This window comes from Formosa bonchosmolovskayae, assembly GCF_051016085.1.
Lineage (GTDB): Bacteria > Bacteroidota > Bacteroidia > Flavobacteriales > Flavobacteriaceae > Formosa.
Window position 1 is genome coordinate 3,192,907 of sequence record NZ_CP174605.1, and the last position, 17,585, is coordinate 3,210,491.

Annotated in this window: 16 protein-coding genes and 2 pseudogenes; 9 read left to right on the plus strand and 9 right to left on the minus strand. The window is 32.6% G+C overall.

What is annotated here, in order from left to right; genetic code table 11:
- Positions 1–18 precede the first annotated feature (18 nt).
- The 4 genes from ACKC83_RS13615 to ACKC83_RS13630 are packed head-to-tail and all read right to left on the minus strand — an operon-like array spanning position 19 to position 4,243.
- On the minus strand, positions 19–669 hold the full coding sequence (locus tag ACKC83_RS13615; protein WP_434035934.1) for an alpha/beta hydrolase: 651 nt from the start codon (positions 667–669) through the stop codon (positions 19–21).
- Positions 670–996, minus strand: a complete 327-nt coding sequence (locus ACKC83_RS13620; protein WP_414034387.1) for a DUF4870 domain-containing protein — start codon at positions 994–996, stop codon at positions 670–672.
- Positions 996–2,255, minus strand: coding sequence for a dihydroorotase (locus tag ACKC83_RS13625; RefSeq protein WP_434035935.1), 1,260 nt, complete (start codon positions 2,253–2,255; stop codon positions 996–998). The genes ACKC83_RS13620 and ACKC83_RS13625 overlap by 1 nt, the downstream gene beginning before the upstream one ends.
- Entirely contained in the window at positions 2,252–4,243 is a 1,992-nt protein-coding gene (locus tag ACKC83_RS13630; protein ID WP_434035936.1) for a BatA domain-containing protein, read from the minus strand. The genes ACKC83_RS13625 and ACKC83_RS13630 overlap by 4 nt, the downstream gene beginning before the upstream one ends.
- Positions 4,244–4,358: 115 nt before the next feature.
- Here ACKC83_RS13630 and ACKC83_RS13635 point away from each other — a divergent pair, with 115 nt between their 5' ends.
- Positions 4,359–6,254: a peptidase M61 gene (locus ACKC83_RS13635; RefSeq protein WP_434035937.1), complete on the plus strand. Its 1,896-nt coding sequence runs from the start codon at positions 4,359–4,361 to the stop codon at positions 6,252–6,254.
- Positions 6,255–6,362: 108 nt separating this feature from the next.
- On the opposite strand, the gene xerD is transcribed toward ACKC83_RS13635, so the two are convergent.
- On the minus strand, positions 6,363–7,259 hold the full coding sequence (gene xerD, locus ACKC83_RS13640; protein WP_434035938.1) for a site-specific tyrosine recombinase XerD: 897 nt from the start codon (positions 7,257–7,259) through the stop codon (positions 6,363–6,365).
- 367 nt (positions 7,260–7,626) lie between these two features.
- On the opposite strand from xerD, the gene ACKC83_RS13645 reads away from it, so the two are divergent.
- The 6 genes from ACKC83_RS13645 to aroQ all read left to right on the plus strand — a co-directional run bounded on the left by ACKC83_RS13645 (position 7,627) and on the right by aroQ (position 11,723).
- The gene (locus ACKC83_RS13645; RefSeq protein ID WP_434035939.1) at positions 7,627–8,199 is read left to right on the plus strand and encodes an RNA polymerase sigma factor; all 573 of its coding nucleotides are present in this window, start codon (positions 7,627–7,629) and stop codon (positions 8,197–8,199) included.
- A gap of 2 nt (positions 8,200–8,201) precedes the next feature.
- Positions 8,202–8,384, plus strand: coding sequence for a hypothetical protein (locus ACKC83_RS13650; RefSeq protein WP_414034393.1), 183 nt, complete (start codon positions 8,202–8,204; stop codon positions 8,382–8,384).
- Between the two features lie 21 nt (positions 8,385–8,405).
- On the plus strand, positions 8,406–9,215 hold the full coding sequence (locus tag ACKC83_RS13655) for a mechanosensitive ion channel family protein (protein ID WP_414034394.1): 810 nt from the start codon (positions 8,406–8,408) through the stop codon (positions 9,213–9,215).
- Positions 9,216–9,915: 700 nt separating this feature from the next.
- Positions 9,916–10,401, plus strand: coding sequence for a hypothetical protein (locus ACKC83_RS13660; protein ID WP_434035940.1), 486 nt, complete (start codon positions 9,916–9,918; stop codon positions 10,399–10,401).
- 249 nt (positions 10,402–10,650) lie between these two features.
- Positions 10,651–11,226 (plus strand): hypothetical protein, encoded by a 576-nt coding sequence (locus ACKC83_RS13665; protein WP_434035941.1) that lies wholly within the window; start codon positions 10,651–10,653, stop codon positions 11,224–11,226.
- An 80-nt stretch (positions 11,227–11,306) separates the two neighbouring features.
- Complete coding sequence (gene aroQ / locus ACKC83_RS13670) at positions 11,307–11,723, plus strand: type II 3-dehydroquinate dehydratase (RefSeq protein ID WP_414034397.1); 417 nt, start codon at positions 11,307–11,309, stop codon at positions 11,721–11,723.
- A 53-nt stretch (positions 11,724–11,776) separates the two neighbouring features.
- Here the strand turns inward: aroQ and ACKC83_RS13675 are convergent.
- Together ACKC83_RS13675 and ACKC83_RS13680 are read right to left on the minus strand one after the other, a co-directional pair.
- Positions 11,777–12,158, minus strand: a pseudogene (locus ACKC83_RS13675) (PAS domain-containing protein); the annotation flags it as partial.
- A 24-nt stretch (positions 12,159–12,182) separates the two neighbouring features.
- Positions 12,183–12,737, minus strand: a complete 555-nt coding sequence (locus tag ACKC83_RS13680) for a nitroreductase family protein (RefSeq protein ID WP_434035942.1) — start codon at positions 12,735–12,737, stop codon at positions 12,183–12,185.
- Positions 12,738–13,131: 394 nt separating this feature from the next.
- On the opposite strand from ACKC83_RS13680, the gene ACKC83_RS13685 reads away from it, so the two are divergent.
- Positions 13,132–13,770, plus strand: coding sequence for a porin family protein (locus ACKC83_RS13685; RefSeq protein ID WP_414034399.1), 639 nt, complete (start codon positions 13,132–13,134; stop codon positions 13,768–13,770).
- 486 nt (positions 13,771–14,256) lie between these two features.
- Here the strand turns inward: ACKC83_RS13685 and lpdA are convergent, their stop codons facing one another.
- Positions 14,257–15,633 carry a dihydrolipoyl dehydrogenase gene (gene lpdA / locus ACKC83_RS13690; protein WP_414034400.1) on the minus strand — a complete coding sequence of 459 codons (1,377 nt, stop codon included), beginning with the start codon at positions 15,631–15,633 and terminating at the stop codon, positions 14,257–14,259.
- Positions 15,634–15,748: 115 nt separating this feature from the next.
- Here lpdA and ACKC83_RS13695 point away from each other — a divergent pair.
- Positions 15,749–17,038, plus strand: a pseudogene (locus ACKC83_RS13695) (NAD(P)/FAD-dependent oxidoreductase).
- Here the strand turns inward: ACKC83_RS13695 and msrB are convergent.
- On the minus strand, positions 17,035–17,517 hold the full coding sequence (msrB, locus tag ACKC83_RS13700; protein WP_434035943.1) for a peptide-methionine (R)-S-oxide reductase MsrB: 483 nt from the start codon (positions 17,515–17,517) through the stop codon (positions 17,035–17,037). The pseudogene ACKC83_RS13695 and the gene msrB sit on opposite strands and share 4 nt — an antisense overlap.
- Positions 17,518–17,585 lie beyond the last annotated feature (68 nt).

A 17,585-nucleotide genomic window follows, 5' to 3' on the forward strand; every position in this document is an offset into this window, starting at 1 on the left:
CAATTTCTATTTTAGTGCTTAAATTAATTTAGATAACCATTGCTTTAAGTCATAGAAATTTTGTGGCGCAACACCATGTCCTACAGGATACTCTTTATAGTCGTGTTTAACCTCTAAGTCTTCTAATATTCCAGGCGTTTTTCTGGCCCAATCTACAGGAATCACTTGATCTACACTTCCGTGAGAACAGAAAAAATGTAAATGTTTGTAATCTTCAGAATTATGGTTTTTAGGAATAATTTCTAAATTAATATAACCACTTAAGGCAATAATATTGTTAACTTTTTCAGGATAAGTTAATGCCACGGCATAACTTAGTATACTACCTTGACTAAATCCTAAAAGTGTAACATTATCATTATTTACAGGATAATTATCTACAGCTTCATCTATAAATTTTGAAATTAAATCTCTAGATGTTCGGGCTTGGTCGTCGTCGCTCCATTTGCCATTTACTTCATCAAAATTAATAGCATACCAAGCATTTCCGTAAGGTTGCATAGCGAAAGGTGCACGTACCGAAATTATAAAAAGTTCTTCTGGTAATTCTGATGCAAACGAAAACAAATCGTTTTCGTCGCTTCCATAACCGTGAAACATAATTAAAAGTGGTGCGTTTTCCTTTAATGTTGAAGGTCTTGTAATATGATATAAACTAAGGTCTTTCATTTATCTAACGTTTTTAAACCATTCTTGAAAATGTTCTCCTACATAGGGAACCAATTTTGCTTCTCCTTTAATCGCATGAAAAAAGGCATAAAACCAACAAAACGCGGTAGCTATCCAACATAATGTACCTACCCAGCTGTTTAGGTATTCTTCAATTAAATTAGATACTAATAACATAATTAGTAATCCTAACATTTGTCTGATATGAAAAGACGTAAACGGATTACGTTTTTCAAGATTCATTATTACGGCTATAATTAATCCGATAAAAGTTAAATAACATACAATAGCTAAAGTCTTACCTTCATTTACAGTCTGGTTTATCATTATTTTTGATTTAAAATAAGTTGATTATTATTAAGAATTCCGTAGGCTTTTCCTTTCAATTTGGCACCTTCGAAAATGGCATTTTTAGATTTTGAGAGTATATGCTCTTTACCAAATGTATATTTAAGGTCTGGATTAAATAATGTTATGTTGGCAGAATTTCCAATGGCTATAGGAGTGCCTTCTGTACTAAAACGTTGTTTCCCTTTAGTTAAAATATCGACTGTTTTCTTTAACGAAAAGATAGTTTGTAAGGCACCAAAGGCACTTTCTAATCCGATTGTTCCATAAGCCGCATAATCGAATTCTACTTTCTTTTCTTCGATGTTAAATGGGTTATGATCGCTAGTAACCATATCAATAGTGCCATCTTTTACACCTTCAATTAACGCATCTATATCACTCTGAATACGGAGTGGTGGTAACACTTTAAAATGGGTGTTGAAATCGTTTAATGCACTATCGTCAAAAAATAAATTATGAATGGCCACACTACAACTTATATCTAGTTTTTTAGCTTTCGCTTCACGAATAAGTGCTACTGACTTTGCTGTAGATATGGTAGGAATATGAAGTTTACCGCCAGTATATTCCAATAAAAATAAATCCCGAGCAATTTGTAATTCTTCGGCGATAGAAGGAATCCCTTTTAAACCTAAAGATGTACTAGTTACATGTTCATTCATTACACCTTTTCCTGCAATTTTATTGTCTTGCGGAAACGAACATACCAATCCGTTAAAATTACTAGCGTACTGCAAAGCAATTTTCATAAGATTAGCATTAGTAATGGGTTTCATATAATCGTAATACGCCACCGCTCCAGCATTTTTCATATCGTATAACTCGGCTAAATCTACACCTTCACTTTCTCGAGTTAATGCTCCTATAGGCAATAATGTTACAGCGTTGTTGTTAGATTTACTAGTTACAAAAACAATATCACTATTGGTATCTATTACGGGATGGCTATTTGCATTCATGGCCACTGTTGAAAAACCGGAATATGCTGCTGTTTTTAATCCGTTTGCAATAGTATCACGCTGTTCTAAACCCGGTTCTCCAAAACTTACACTGCTATCAAACCAACCTTGAGAGACATGAAGATTATCTAGTGAGATTTCGTTGTAGTTTTTAGGGTTTTCTAAAGATTTTCCAATGTTGGAAATACTGCCTTTTTCTACTAAAATATCTAGAGTTTGGTTGTGAAACTCACTTTTAGTATCAATTATAGTAGCAGATTTTATAAGTACGTTCATTTAAAAAATTTTAAGATGAGCATTTCAATAATCAAAAAGGCTAGTGCAAAAATAGTAAACCATTTCCATAGCTCATTAATTTTTGTATTACTTTTTAAAGTGTCGAAAAGGCTCGGTATAGAATCACTGATAGTTACATTTTTAAGTGTTGAAAGCTCCTGATATGCTAAATTGCTTTCGTCGCGATTGTAGTTAAAACTGATATTTTTAATGGTGTTTAACTTGTTTTCTATATTAAATATTCCGGCAGATTCAGTTCGCTCTTTTGTAATTACACTCACTTTATTATTAAAATAGTGTTGTCTCGGAATAAACTGTTCTTGCTCATTTTTTATTGAAATAATATCGTCTTGATGTAATGACACATCCACATCAAAGCTGTTTTGAGTTCCGATAGTGTAGTACAGTTTTGGATGCTGTAAACTGCTCACTGCCATTTTATAAAACGAAGGCACAATGAGTGCCCAACTTTTAAAATTGGAGGCTTCAGCATTTATTGGAGATGTAAATAGAAAGACATTCGAGAATTGTGATAAAAAAGGTTTGCTGTCTTCAAAACTTAAAGCAATACTTCCTGTATTCTGGCTCAGATTAAAATACTGATTCACTTTAGGGTATTGAAAATTTTTAACCTGTTTTTCAAAGACATCACTCTTGTAAATAGGGTGAGCATAATTTATGGTAGTTATTCGCTTTTCAGATTTTATTAGCGATTCAAACTTAGCATTGTAGTTAATAAGTAATGTATTGTAAGCGTTTATATTAGATTGTTCTGAAGGAATTATAATTAAATTTCCGCCTTGATCTGTAAACGATTTCAGACTATTTATAAGATTTGCCGGTATATCTTTGAGCTCATTTAAAACAATGGTATTTTGATTTTCAATGAGGTTATAATCTAATTGATTTGCAGAAACCGAAGTGAATTTAAACTCGTCTTCAGAATAAATTTTACTCAAATATTGGTCATCGCCCTCAGATATGCTTAAAACGCTAACTTTAGATGGTGTATTAATATTAAAGTATAAGGTGTTGTCAAATTGCAGTCCCGTGTCTTCAATACTAAAGGTTCCATTTATTACGTCTTTACTTGGCACGGTAAACTGGACCTCGGTTTTTTCGGTAAAAGACACTGCCGACTTAGCTATTAATTTGTCGTTATTATGTAATGCGATAGATAAATTCTCTACAGGAACTCCAAAGTTTTTTAAAGTTAATGTGAGTTCTGTTTGCGACGGACTATTTTTAGAGATAAACACGCTGTCTAAAGCGACGTTATTTGTATTTGCCGGTTTTAATTGTACTAAATTAACCTGTGTTGTAGAATCAGCCTCAGCAGTAAAAGGTTCTTCCATTTGCTGAAAATCCGATATAAATATAAGTTGTTTATGCTGAGTTGAAGTGGCGTTGAATAAGGACTTACTTTTTAAAAGTGCGGCCTTATAAGATAACGGATTGGACGCATAAGGTAATTGTAATAATTCCTTTTTTAAGGCTTTTATAGAGGTGTTCTTAAACACTGCATTATGCGTTACTAAAGTCAAAGTTTTGTCAAAATCGGCTTCAGAAATTAAATCTTGTACAGCGCGTTTTAATAAATCACCTTGAGGTCCTTTTTGTTGTAAACTAAAGGAATTATCTAAGAATATAACTGTGTCTTTAGCGGTTTGCACACTGTTATTATTGGCTGTAAAAGGTTGCGCAAAAGCAAGAATTATACAGGCTAAAAGTAATAAACGAGTAATTAAAGTGAGCCACTTTTTAATTTGAGAACTTTTTCGGGTTTGTTGCGAAACTGTTTTTAAAATGGCAACATTGGTAAAAGCTTCTTTTTTAAAGCGTCGGAGCTGAAATAAATGAATAATAATAGGAATAAGTAATAAAAATAGAGCGTAAAGAAGTTCTGGGTGTTTAAACTGCATTCCTAAAATATGTTTGTCAAAGATAATAATTGCATGCAGAATTAATAAGAATATTTTAAAATTCAATCAAAAATTTAGTTTTGGCTAGATTTATCCCAATTTCTTTTAACAAAACGTTATATTCATTTTTTTGTAACAGATTGTACCTTTGATATACATATAGAAAACCAAACAACAATTCATGAAAAATCAATTTTTGGCCTTAGCAATTGCAAGTGTAGTACTTGTAGGTTGTGGCTCTACTAAAAAAGTCTCCAAGGACGATTCGGCCCTAAAAACACCGATTGCTACGTCTATTAATTTAACAAAAGTTGTAAACGATAAAGCCCCAGTGGTTGTAAATCCTGGACGTTTTGCTCAGGATACAGTAATTTACAGATTGCCTCGTGTAGTACAAGGAACTTATTCTATAAGTGATTTCGGAAAGTACATAGACGATTTTAAAGCTTATGATTATAAAGGCGTTGAAATCCCTACAAATAAATTAGACGTTAATTCTTGGTCTATAGCAAATGCCTCTAATTTAGATTATATTACATATTACGTAAATGATACCTTCGATATTGAAGAAGAAGGTGGAATAGGAGGAGAGCAACCCTTTTCTCCAGCGGGAACCAACATCGAACCAGATAATTACGTGTTGAATTTACATGGATTTATAGGATATTTCGATTCTTTAAAAAATAACCAATATACCTTGGATGTTACTGCTCCAGCATCGTTTAAACGTACTTCTGCTCTAGAAAAAGTTAAAGATACGTCTAGTGAAGATGGTAAAGTAATCACTACAAGTTACGCGGCACCTAGATATTTTGATATTACGGATAATCCAATGATGTATGGCGATTTGGATGTTGAGGAATTTCAGGTAGGTGACATTAAAATTGTATTAAGTGTATACTCGCCAACAAAAGCGCATAATGCGAAAAGGTTGCGTGAGACCATGGAAAAAATGATGCAAGCTCAGAAAGCATTTTTAGGCGATATTAATTCTACTCCACGTTACGATATCTATTTATATTTAGCAGGTGAAGGCGAAGGACAACCAAAAGGTTTTGGTGCCTTAGAACATAATACATCTACTGTGGTTGTATTACAAGAATCGGAATCTGAAGAGTCTTTAGACGAAAGCATGATTGATGTGGTGTCTCACGAATTTTTTCATATTGTAACCCCTTTAAGCGTGCATTCTGAAGATGTGCATTATTTCGATTATAACAATCCAACGTTCTCTAAACACCTTTGGATGTACGAAGGAATCACAGAATACTTTGCCACTTTATTTCAAGTACAGGAAGGTCTAGTCGATGAGTCTAAGTTTTATTCTACTATAGTAGACAAAATTAGTATGTCGTTACGTATGGACGATACTATGAGTTTTACTAAAATGAGTGAAAATGTTATTGATGAGCCATATGCTACTAACTATTATAATGTATACCAAAAAGGAGCATTAATAGGTATGTGTCTTGATATAATAATGAGAGAAGAAAGTGACGGACAACGAAGCGTATTATCTTTAATGAAAGAATTATCTCTTAAATACGGAAGCAATAAGCCGTTTGACGATGATACCATTATAGACGAAATTGTTGAAATGACATATCCAGAAGTGGGCGAATTCTTAGAAACACATGTTGTAGGAACTACTCCAATAGATTATAACGTATATTTTAATAAAGTAGGATTAATTGAGGCTGAAGCTAAAGTTGAAACAAATATTTTATTAAATAACGGAAACTTAATTTTAGGTGGAGATCCTGTTAAACGTGTAATCTTTTTTAACGATTTAGTAGCAGATAATAGTTTTTGGAAAGATAATGGTGTGTTACCAAACGATGTTATTAAACGTGTAAATGGTGAAGAAATGACCATATTAAACGCGAATGAAATGCTACAGAAATTAATATCGATACAACCTGGTCAGGATATCGAAGTAATTTTAGATCGCGAAGGAAAAGAAATTATTGTGAAAACAAAATTAACAAAGACATATACAACAGGAACTGTATTACAACCTAATCCTGATGCAACTGCAAAACAAAAGGAATTACGTAAAGCATGGTTAAAAGGCTAAGCGTATTTTATATTAGTATAAGAAAGGTTCATAGCATTCGTGTTATGAACCTTTTTTTTGTTCCGGTAAGGCGATGTCTTTTATCCAAATACAATACCAAACAACAGTTTATTTTCTAGGATGATATTTCTCAACAACATCGCTTAAATGCTTTTTATCAAGATGCACATAAATTTCCGTCGTAGTAATACTTTCGTGTCCTAATAATAACTGAATAGATCTTAAGTCTGCATTATTTTGTAATAAATGTGTGGCAAACGAATGTCTGAAGGTGTGAGGCGATATTTTCTTATTCAAATCAATTTTTACCGCTAATTGTTTTATAATCGTAAAAATCATGGCCCGTGTGAGTTGTTTACCTCGACGGTTTAAAAACACAGTATCTTCATGTCCTGCTTGTATGTTTAAATGCGGACGTATTTGCACCAAATAAATGGTAATATACTTTATGGTAGATGGTACAATAGGTACAAAACGTTGTTTATCGCCTTTACCAGTAACGTTTATAAAACCTTCATCGAAATATAAATCAGATATTTTAAGATGTGTTAATTCGCTTACACGCAAACCGCAACTGTAAAGGGTTTCTAGCATGGCTCGGTTGCGCTCTCCTTCGTTAGTCGATAAATCTATAGCAGATATTAAACGATCGATATCGTCTTCACTTAAAGTATCCGGCAGTTTTCGTCCAATTTTAGGAGATTCAATTAATTCCAAAGGATTGTCAGGACGGTAATCTTCAAAAATAAGGTAGTCGAAAAAGCTTCGTAATCCCGAAATTAATCGGGCTTGAGATCGTGCATTTAATGATTTAGCCGATTCGTAAATAAATTGTTGAATAAGATCTGTTGTAATGGAAGTTGGAGAACTACTTAACGCTTTATGCTCTAAAAATAAAACTAATTTCTTAACGTCTAATACATAGCTATTAACCGAATTAGTAGATAAACCACGTTCAATTTTTAGAAATAAACTGTAATCTTTTAATGCGTTTTCCCATTTCATGCTTAAAAGTAGAATAAATATCACAATCTAGAATTATTAAACAGATATTTTTAAGAGGTAGAATGCGATGGATAAACGTCAATTAACGTCTAATAAATTATTAGATTATGTTTTTTTTATTAAAGTTGTAGGTATCCTATTTTTTAAACGACTTCTTAGCCCAAGAATTGCAGTTGGGATTACAATTTTATTAGTCATTGCGCTATCCGCTTGGCATTATGATTGTTATCAGCCTTAAATTCTTAAGTTTGCAAACCTTTTTTAAACGCATTTATTTTTTACACATTCTTTTAAATTAAATCTACTTTTTAATGTGACTTTAATTAAAAGAGTGTGTCTTAATTGGTATATACAACATAACCTAACCTTGGACGAATTACAAACAGATAATCTATTAAGCGACGAGCAACTTGTTGCTGAGATCGTTAGAACAAAAAGTTCTGAGCTGTTTTCGGTGGTGTATGATAGATATTCAGAAATAATATATAATAAATGCCTCAGTTTTGTAAAAAATAATGAGGAAGCTCAAGATCTAACGCACGATATTTTTGTAAAACTATTTGTTAAGATTAAAACCTTTAACAATCGTTCAAAATTCTCGACTTGGTTGTATTCATTTACTTACAATCATTGTGTAAGTTATTTGCAACGAGATTTAAATAAAAGAAAACAAAAAATTCTATTTACAGATGATGAAAATCAACTTGATTATTTGCACGATGAGATAGACGATGAACAAATTTTTAGTTTGGACTATGAAAATTTTGAAAAAGCTATTGACTTAATCGATCCTAATGACAAGATTATATTGTTTATGAAATATCAAGATGATATGACGATAGAAGAGATTGAGATTGCCTTAAATTTAGGTAAAAGTGCGGTTAAAATGAGATTGAGTAGAGCCAAGAGTAAATTAATAAAAATTTATAATCAGTTATAATTTTGGGAAATCCATTTAAAAAAGTAATTCATAATGAAAAACTTCCTGATTTAATCAAGAAGAAGGTGCTTGACGACATAAATGTTATCAAGCTGGCATTAGATGTTGCAGATTTAATAGTCATTAAATTTCCTGAAACAATAGGAGATATATTAAAGAAAAACGACAACAAAAAAGAATACTAATTATTAAAAATAAATCGAGATATGAATACAGAAATAAACTTTAACCTTTTAGACAAATTGCTTGAAAATATATATACTTTTTTACCGAAGGTTGTTTTTGGTATTCTGTTCATTATAATGAGTTGGTTACTTTTAAAACTCGTTCTATTTGTGGTGAAAAAATCATTAAAATTTGCAAGAATAGAGACGTTAACAAAAAAAATAAATGAATTACCGCTATTAGATTCTGCCATTCAAATTAAGCCTGAAAAAATTATTCTGGTCTTTGTGAAGTTGTTTTTGATCTTAGTTTTTATCATTATAGGAGCCGAGATTTTAAACTTAAGTCTAGTATCTCATGAAATCGGAAAACTGATTAATTATCTTCCTAAATTTTTTAGTGCTTTAGTTATTTTAATATTCGGATTATTCGGTGCGAATTATTTAAAAAAAACCGTGCAAACCTTCTTAAAAGCAGTCGATATTAATGGTTCTAAAGGTATTAGTAGTATTGTTTTTATAATCGTGTTTTTAATGGTTGCTATCATGGCTCTCAATCAAGCGGGCTTTAATACAGACGTAATTACGAGTAACTTATTACTCATTTTAGGAACCATTATGGTTTCGTTTGCCATTGCTTTTGGTTTGGGGGCAAAAGATGTTATTTACAGATTGTTACTGGGTTTTTATAGTAAAAGAAATTACCATGTCGGACAAAGAATTGTTCTAGACGACAAAGAAGGAGTCGTTTTTAGTATGGATAATATAAGTATCACTATTAAATTTCAAGATAAAAAAGTTGTTTATCCTGTTAAGTATATAGCAAATAATAAGATAGAAATAATTGACTAATTTTTTTTAAAAAACATTAAATTTTTGAGTGACTATTTTGACTCTTTTGTGTCATAATGATATATACCTTTTTTAATGAATCATATTACTATTATAAATTATTTGCAGATATTCTATATTGCTATTTTAGTGATTGGAGTGGTTTTAATTTCTCTGCTTTATTTCAAAGTATTTAAAGATAATAAGAGGTCTACTAAAGACTACAAACTTATCTTAAAGGAATATACCATAAAATCTAAGAATGGTGATAAAATGAATTAAAATCACTTATGTATGTATATGTCTTATTTTTTCAAATAGCTAAAGCTAACTTGTATTTTTTAGTAAATTTAAAACAAGTATTTGTTAAGGTCTGTAGGTTAGATTGAATCTAGATCTTAGTTGAATGACAATGTAATCTCATTACTATTATTCTTAAAACTTCATAAATTTCTTAAAGGAGTAGAGGCTAGGTCCGTAGCTTAAGGTCTTTAGATCTCTAAAGATTAAGCAGTGTATAAGTGTTAACTCTTTAATTGTCTTATCGTTATAAAACCAATGGAGCTCAGTATGTAGTAGTATTATATTCATTTTTTGTTATATTCTTATAAGCCTAATACAAACCATGATTCATATTATTAAAGTGATAATTCGAATGGTGGTTTAGTGTAAATTTCGTAATTTTATTAGTCCCGAATTAGCTGTAAATTAATTTATTATCATGGGAAAAAAATTACTGACTTCTGTTGTATTATTATGTTTTTCAATTTCAATTATTGCTCAACCTCTTGTTCCCGAAATTACTGATTCGAGTACCACAGATTGGGAGCTTATGGTTTTGCCAGGTGCGTTTGGTGGAAGTAATGTGCAAGACGGAATAAATTTTGGTTTAAGCTTGTCTTCACCCATTAATCAAGCCAATAAAATAGTTCCGGTTGGCTTTTTTTTAGATGCTAATATGTTATTCCAATCAGGTAGAAACATCGCGTTTGGTATTGCGTTTGGTTATGGCTGGTACTTTGGTCAAGATACAGATGAGACTTGGGGACCGATAACCGAAGACTCTGAATTTAGATATGTACCTTTTGCAGTGGCCACACGCTATGCTTTAGATTCAGGATTAATTATAGGTGGAGATGTGGGGTACGCTTATGTGTTTAGTAACGACTATACGGGAGGTGGATATTTTAGGCCTTTAATTGGCTAAAATTTTTCAGAAAACATTCAATTTAATATGTCGTATACTGGTATTGCAAACGATTGGTTGTGGTCGGCCATTAACGTTGGGGTTACTATAAATATTAGTGAATAATCTTTGTTTTTATTCTTATTAAATAGATTCCATAACACAACTTTATTTCTTCAATAAATAGGAGTTTTCTTTAAATATATTATTTTTGGTGCAAAATAACCATTTAAAATAGGTCAAAATTTTAAATCAATAATTTAAGGTATTATGAAAAAAATTTACTTTGCAACCGTTTTTACGGTATTAATGTCGCTAGGTGCAATTGCTCAAACAGTAGTTCGTACAACAACTACAACTCCACAAACAACGTATAGAGCCTTACCAAACGGTCACAACGGTTTAAACGTTGGAGCAAGTTTTATGCTTCCAATAGATGTGTTAAACGATTATTCGTCTGCAGGTTTAGCTTTAGATATTAATTATTTATACCCTGTAGCGCCTATGTTTAATATGGGTATTGCTTCTGGTTATAGTGTGGTTTACAATGATTATGATGGAGGTAGAATAGAGTCTTGGAGAACAGACGATGTACAATTTATTCCTGTTTCAGTTGCAACGCGTTATATTCCTACAGAACAAGTAGAATTTGGAGCAGATTTAGGATATGCAATTTCACTTACTGATAGTGATTTGTTTGATGGTGGTTTTTATTACAGACCTGTAATTGCTTTTAATGTAACGGATATGGTTCAATTAAACTTGTCATATACAGGAGTAAGTACAAACAGAAGCTGGGTAACATGGTCTACACTTAATTTTGGTGTCATGTTCAACTTGAACTAAGACAAGCACACAACATATTTTAAAAGGTGAAATTAAGTTTTCGCCTTTTTTTATGTCTTAATCTTTTTTACATTTACTTTATGAAGAAAATTTTAATTATAAACGGTCCTAATTTAAATTTATTAGGAAAACGTGAACCCGCTATATATGGAAGTTTAACGTTTACAGAATTTTTTGAAACCGTTAAGGAGAAGTATACAGAGGTAGAGTTATCATATTTTCAATCTAATGTAGAAGGTGAGATTATTGATAAAATGCATGAAGTTGGTTTTAGCTTTGATGGCATTGTATTAAATGCAGCGGCTTATACACATACGTCGGTGGCCATTGGTGACGCTGTTAAAGCCATTGAAACACCTGTAGTAGAAGTGCATATCTCGAACACCTTTTCTAGAGAAGAATTTAGGCATCAATCTTATATTTCTCCTAATGCTAAAGGCGTTATTCTAGGTTTTGGTTTGCAAAGTTATGAGTTAGCTATTAAAAGTTTTATATAATACAAAGGGCACTTTATAAAGTGCCCTTTGTATTTTTTACTATAAATAAATATTTAATCCCAATCTAAAAGTCGTTTCGGACCTTCTAGCTTTTTAATAGTGGTGATGTCTTGAGAAACTTCAAGCACACCTTTATATATTTTGTTGTTATCTCGAATGGCGAAATATCTTATGTATATAATCTGTCCTTTCATATCGAATCAAAAATCGGCTACATCTTGTCGACCAGATTTAAATTCTTCTAAAATTTTTAGAACGGTATCTACACTTTTTTGTTGGGGGGCAAAATTTTACTTTACGACCGATTATTCCTTTGCTTCTTGGAAATACACGATTGTCTCCACAATTATAAAAAATCACTTTATCATTTTCGTCCACATACGTCACATCAAAAGGTAAAACGCGAAATAACAAATTTACTTGCTCTGGCTTCATGTTTTTCCAAATAGGGAAGATTAATTAAAGCCATTCTACTTTATCCTCTATGGGTTTAGGGCTACGTTCTGGAGCGGTGGCGTCGTAATATCCTAAATAGAAAAAGCCAATACACTTTTCGTTATCTTTTAAATTAAAGAATTCGTCCATAGTAGAAATTAATCCAGGAGAACTCCAATAAGCTCCTAATCCTATATCTGTAGCTGTAAGCCACATATTTTGTACAGCCATAGCAGTAGATGCAATTTCTTCCCATTCAGGAATACTTTCCTCTGGATCTCTTTCCATGCAGATGGCAATAATAGCACCCGCCTTTTTACAATTTCTCTGAATTTTATTGTACTTAAATTCTGAAAATTTGTCGGCAGTAGCTTTAAATTTTTCAGATAAAAATTCACCTAATTCTTCTTGAGACTCGCCTTGTAAAACTTTAAAACGCCAAGGCTCCGTGCGCTTATGTGTTGGTGCCCAATTCGCGGCTTCTAAAAGTAAATTAATTGTTTCTTTAGAGATGGGCGTAGCGTTATATTGATCAGGAAAAACTGAGCGTCTATTTTTAATAAGGTCTTTTAATTCCATGTGATATTCTTTTTTTCAAAAGTATGAATAGAGATGCTTATATCTTCATTAATTCGAGAAATATCCTTCAAAAGTGATTTGGTTTTAATCTTAAGATATAATTTAAGGTTTTATGTAGGGGTTAGTTGTTTAGAATTTAAGTTCACTTTATTAAATATTTGAAGGATTTTTCGGTCTTATAAGATTTTGTTTCAATGTTAGAAATTTCTTAAAACAGCGCAAATTTTTACAAAGGAGTTAACAATTATTTCAATAGAGTTGACCCTTAAATTATATAATTCCGATTGATTTTTTGAAGAATTAATCATCTTGTTAATTTGATGTTAAGCCCTATTGTCAGTTGATTTCCGGCCTTTAGATTTGTCGTTATAACCCAAATAAAACATTAAAAATTATGAAAAAATTAATTGTATTTACAGGAGCATTATTATTTACTTTAACATCGGTTTACGCGCAATCAGATTCGAAAGCAGTTCAGTTTGGAGCTAAGGCAGGAGTTAATTTCTCTAAGCTAATTGGAGATGATTTCGATGACGTAGATTCAAGAACAAGTTTTAATGCCGGTTTATTAGCAGAAATTCCTATTTCTGAAAGATTCTCTTTCCAGCCTGAGGTATTTTATTCTGGTCAAGGTTTTGATGTTTTAGAAATAGATCAGGATAATATTTTTGATACCGATCAGAACGTAGAGTATCAATTAGATTATATTCAAGTACCATTATTAATTAAAGCTTATATCGTAGAAGGATTGAGTGTTGAAGTTGGTCCTCAATTCGGATTTAAAATTCATGAAGAATTCGATTCTGAGCCAAATTCTGATGGTGGAGATTTAGAAATCGATAGTAACGATTCTTATGTAAAAGATTTTGAAACAAGTTTAGCATTTGGTACGTCGTATAAATTTGACGGTGGTTTATTTTTAAGTGCACGATACACTTTAGGATTAACCAATATATTTGAAGACGATACCATTTTTGAAGATGTAGATGGTAAGAATAGTGTATGGCAATTTGGTGTAGGTTACATGTTCTAAACCTATCTATTGCGTACAATACATAAAAAAAGTCTCAGATAAATTCTGAGACTTTTTTTATGCTTTAAAGTTTTCTAGTTGTTTATACTGTAATGGGATCAAGAGCGAATGTTATATTTTTATGTTCTCGAGTCTTCTCGAACACCATAGAAAACACGGGGTTTTCACAATTTAAAATACAATCTAGAAGAGTTGTTAAAAATTAAACTTTGACAATTTAAACGGAGTCCAGAATCCCATACAAGCTTCCATTGCTTTAATTAATAGTGTGATTCATGATTATAAAATAATCTATAAGCAACACTGATAGTTTAAGAATGTCTAATGATAAATTCAATGCGTTTATATTTAACAGAAAGGAAGCTATTTATCAATTCATACACAACTTTTAAGAATAATCCCGTTTATGTATAAATGTAAATAGCACAAAAAAAAGGAGATTCAAATTGAATCTCCTTCATATATTGTAATAAAATCTGAGTTTTATTAGATGTGAATTACTTCGTCATAAGCCGCCGCAACAGCTTCCATTACCGCTTCACTCATAGTAGGGTGAGGGTGAATAGTTTTTAATACTTCATGACCAGTAGTTTCTAACTTACGTCCTAAAACAGCTTCAGCAATCATATCGGTAACACCAGCACCAATCATGTGGCATCCTAACCATTCGCCATATTTAGCATCGAAAATTACTTTTACAAAACCATCTTTGTTTCCTGCAGCACTTGCTTTACCAGAAGCAGAGAATGGGAATTTACCAATTTTTAATTCGTAACCTTTTTCTTTAGCTTGCTTTTCTGTTAATCCAACACTAGCAATCTCTGGAGATGCATAAGTACAACCTGGGATGTTTCCGTAGTCGATTGGTTCAACGTGCATTCCTGCAATTTTCTCAACACATAAAATACCTTCAGCAGAAGCTACGTGAGCCAAAGCTTGACCAGGAGTAACATCTCCAATAGCGTAATATCCAGGAACGTTAGTTTGGTAGAAATCGTTTACTAAAATCTTATCGCGATCTACAGCAATTCCAACATCTTCTAATCCGATGTTTTCAATGTTTGTTTTAATTCCAACTGCAGAAAGAATAATATCGGCTTCAAGAACTTCTTCACCTTTAGCGGTTTTAACTGTAGCTTTAACGCCTTCCCCAGAAGTATCAATAGTTGTTACCTCGGCAGATGTCATAACATTAATACCAATTTTTTTGAAAGAACGTTCTAATTGTTTAGAAACGTCTTCGTCTTCAACAGGCACTACGTTTGGTAAATATTCAACAATAGTAACATCTGTTCCCATAGAATTGTAGAAGTAAGCAAATTCTACTCCAATGGCTCCAGATCCCACAACAATCATTTTCTTTGGTTGTGTAGGTAACGTCATAGCTTCACGGTATCCTATTACTTTTTTACCATCTTGTGGCAAGTTTGGTAATTCGCGAGAACGTGCTCCAGTAGCAACAATAATATGGTCTGCACTATACTCAGTACCATCTACATCAATTTTCTTTCCAGCTTTTAAAGTTCCATAACCTTTAATGACATCAATTTTATTTTTCTTCATTAAAAATTGAATACCCTTGCTCATTCCATCGGCTACCCCTCGGCTACGTTTTACAACAGCACCGAAATCTTTATCGAATTCTTTAACAGTTAAACCGTAGTCGTCTGCATGTTTTAAATATTCGAATACTTGTGCCGATTTTAAAAGGGCTTTGGTAGGAATACATCCCCAATTAAGACATACACCACCTAAGTTTTCCTTTTCTACTATAGCAGTTTTAAAACCTAATTGAGACGCTCTAATAGCGGTTACGTAGCCTCCAGGACCACTTCCAAGAACAATAATATCGTATTTACTCATGATTAATTCATTAAATCGTTTACAGCTACGAATTTACGAAACCTATTCCAAATATTGTATTTAGTTCCGATAAAAAATAGATCTTTTATTACCTTTGTTTTGTAACAGACTATATATGAATATAAACAGAACGAGTAATCCGCGCATTGTAATTGTTGGTGGCGGATTTGCTGGTGTTTCCCTTGCTAAGCAACTCTCTAAACAAGACGTGCAGGTCGTTCTGCTAGATCAGCATAATTATCATAATTTTCAACCATTACTCTATCAGGTATCTACGGGAGGTTTAGAGCCAGATTCTATTGCTTATCCCATTCGAAAAATCCTTAAAGATTACTCTAATTTTCAGTTTAGACTCGCCAAAGTGCTAGAAATTGATCCGATAGCATCTAGAGTTATTACGGATATTGGCGATTTAAAATATGATTATTTGGTGATTGCTTCGGGATCGGAAACCAATTATTTTGGAAACGCATCTATTGAAGCACATAGTATGGCCATGAAAACCATACCGCAAGCTCTAAATTTAAGAAGTCTAATTCTTGAAAATTTTGAAGAAGCTTTACTAACCACAGATTTAAAGGAACGGAATGCTTAAATGAATTTTGTTATCGTAGGTGCGGGGCCAACAGGAGTAGAGCTTGCAGGAGCTTTAGCCGAAATTAAAAAAGGCATTCTACCAAAGGATTATCCGGATTTAGATACGCGATTAGCGCAGATTCATTTAATTCAGTCTGGAGATCGTATTTTAAAAGAAATGAGTGATAAAGCTTCAGAAAAAGCTGAAGAGTTTCTAGAAGAATTAGGTGTTAATGTTTGGAAAAACTTACGCGTGTCCGATTACGATGGCAAAACGGTAACCACAAATTCCGATACAACTTTTGAAACTGCCACCATGATTTGGGCTGCAGGAGTAAAAGGTGCTAATATTAAAGGTATAGCAGGCGCCGATTTGGTATCGCGAAGTAACAGGATAATTGTAAATGCTTGTAATCAATTAACAACATATCCCAACATCTTTGCCATTGGAGATGTGGCACAAGTAGTGACCGAAACCCATCCTTTGGGTTACCCTATGATGGCACAACCGGCCATACAGCAAGGTAAGCATCTAGGGCGTAACTTAAAACGATTATTAGAAGAGCAACCAATGGTTCCTTTTGTTTATAAAGACAAAGGCGCAATGGCTACGGTAGGAAGAAATAAAGCAGTGGTAGATATGCCCAACTTTAAGTTTCAAGGCATATTTGCGTGGTTTGTTTGGATGTTTGTGCACTTGTTCTTTTTAATCGGATTTAGAAATCGGATGATTGTATTTGTGAATTGGGTATACAATTACATCCGATTTGATAGAGAGGCTCGATTAATTATCCGTCCGTTTAAAAAGAAGTTAAAATCTGATGTTTAATTAGATTCAGGTATAAATTTTAAGGCCACACCATTAATACAATGTCTTTTTCCTGTTGTTTTTCTAGGACCATCAATAAATACATGTCCTAAGTGGCCACCGCAGGTTGCACAATGCTCTTCGATACCGTACATGGCACTTCCTCCAGGAGAAGCAAGTACACTACCTTCAATAAACCTATCGAAACTTGGCCAACCTGTACCGGAGTCGAATTTATCTTCGCTTTTAAATAACGGGGTATCGCACGCGGCACATACATAGGTTCCTGGTTCGTAATTTTTGTCTAGCGGACTAGAAAATGCACGTTCTGTACCTTCTTGTCTTAATACTTTATATTGTAAATCGGTTAGTTCTGCTTTCCATTCCGCTTCAGTTTTAGAGACTTTATATGTTGTAGCCGTTTTAGATTCTTTTTTTTGAGAAAATCCTTGGCACGTAAACAAACTAAAAGATAGGCATAATAATAAAATAGATTTCATAATGTATTTGTTTTATTTATATTGTCGTTTTATATGGTTATACTTACGAAAAAATTATACTATTAGTT

Coding starts and splice junctions, on each gene's coding strand:
- ACKC83_RS13635 (WP_434035937.1), top strand. CDS start 4,359: ATGAAAAATCAATTTTTGGCCTTAGCAATTGCAAGTGTAGTACTTGTA.
- ACKC83_RS13660 (WP_434035940.1), top strand. CDS start 9,916: ATGGGAAAAAAATTACTGACTTCTGTTGTATTATTATGTTTTTCAATT.
- ACKC83_RS13620 (WP_414034387.1), bottom strand. CDS start 996: ATGATAAACCAGACTGTAAATGAAGGTAAGACTTTAGCTATTGTATGT.
- ACKC83_RS13685 (WP_414034399.1), top strand. CDS start 13,132: ATGAAAAAATTAATTGTATTTACAGGAGCATTATTATTTACTTTAACA.
- aroQ (WP_414034397.1), top strand. CDS start 11,307: ATGAAGAAAATTTTAATTATAAACGGTCCTAATTTAAATTTATTAGGA.
- xerD (WP_434035938.1), bottom strand. CDS start 7,259: ATGAAATGGGAAAACGCATTAAAAGATTACAGTTTATTTCTAAAAATT.
- ACKC83_RS13615 (WP_434035934.1), bottom strand. CDS start 669: ATGAAAGACCTTAGTTTATATCATATTACAAGACCTTCAACATTAAAG.
- msrB (WP_434035943.1), bottom strand. CDS start 17,517: ATGAAATCTATTTTATTATTATGCCTATCTTTTAGTTTGTTTACGTGC.
- ACKC83_RS13665 (WP_434035941.1), top strand. CDS start 10,651: ATGAAAAAAATTTACTTTGCAACCGTTTTTACGGTATTAATGTCGCTA.
- ACKC83_RS13655 (WP_414034394.1), top strand. CDS start 8,406: ATGAATACAGAAATAAACTTTAACCTTTTAGACAAATTGCTTGAAAAT.
- ACKC83_RS13625 (WP_434035935.1), bottom strand. CDS start 2,255: ATGAACGTACTTATAAAATCTGCTACTATAATTGATACTAAAAGTGAG.
- lpdA (WP_414034400.1), bottom strand. CDS start 15,633: ATGAGTAAATACGATATTATTGTTCTTGGAAGTGGTCCTGGAGGCTAC.
- ACKC83_RS13680 (WP_434035942.1), bottom strand. CDS start 12,737: ATGGAATTAAAAGACCTTATTAAAAATAGACGCTCAGTTTTTCCTGAT.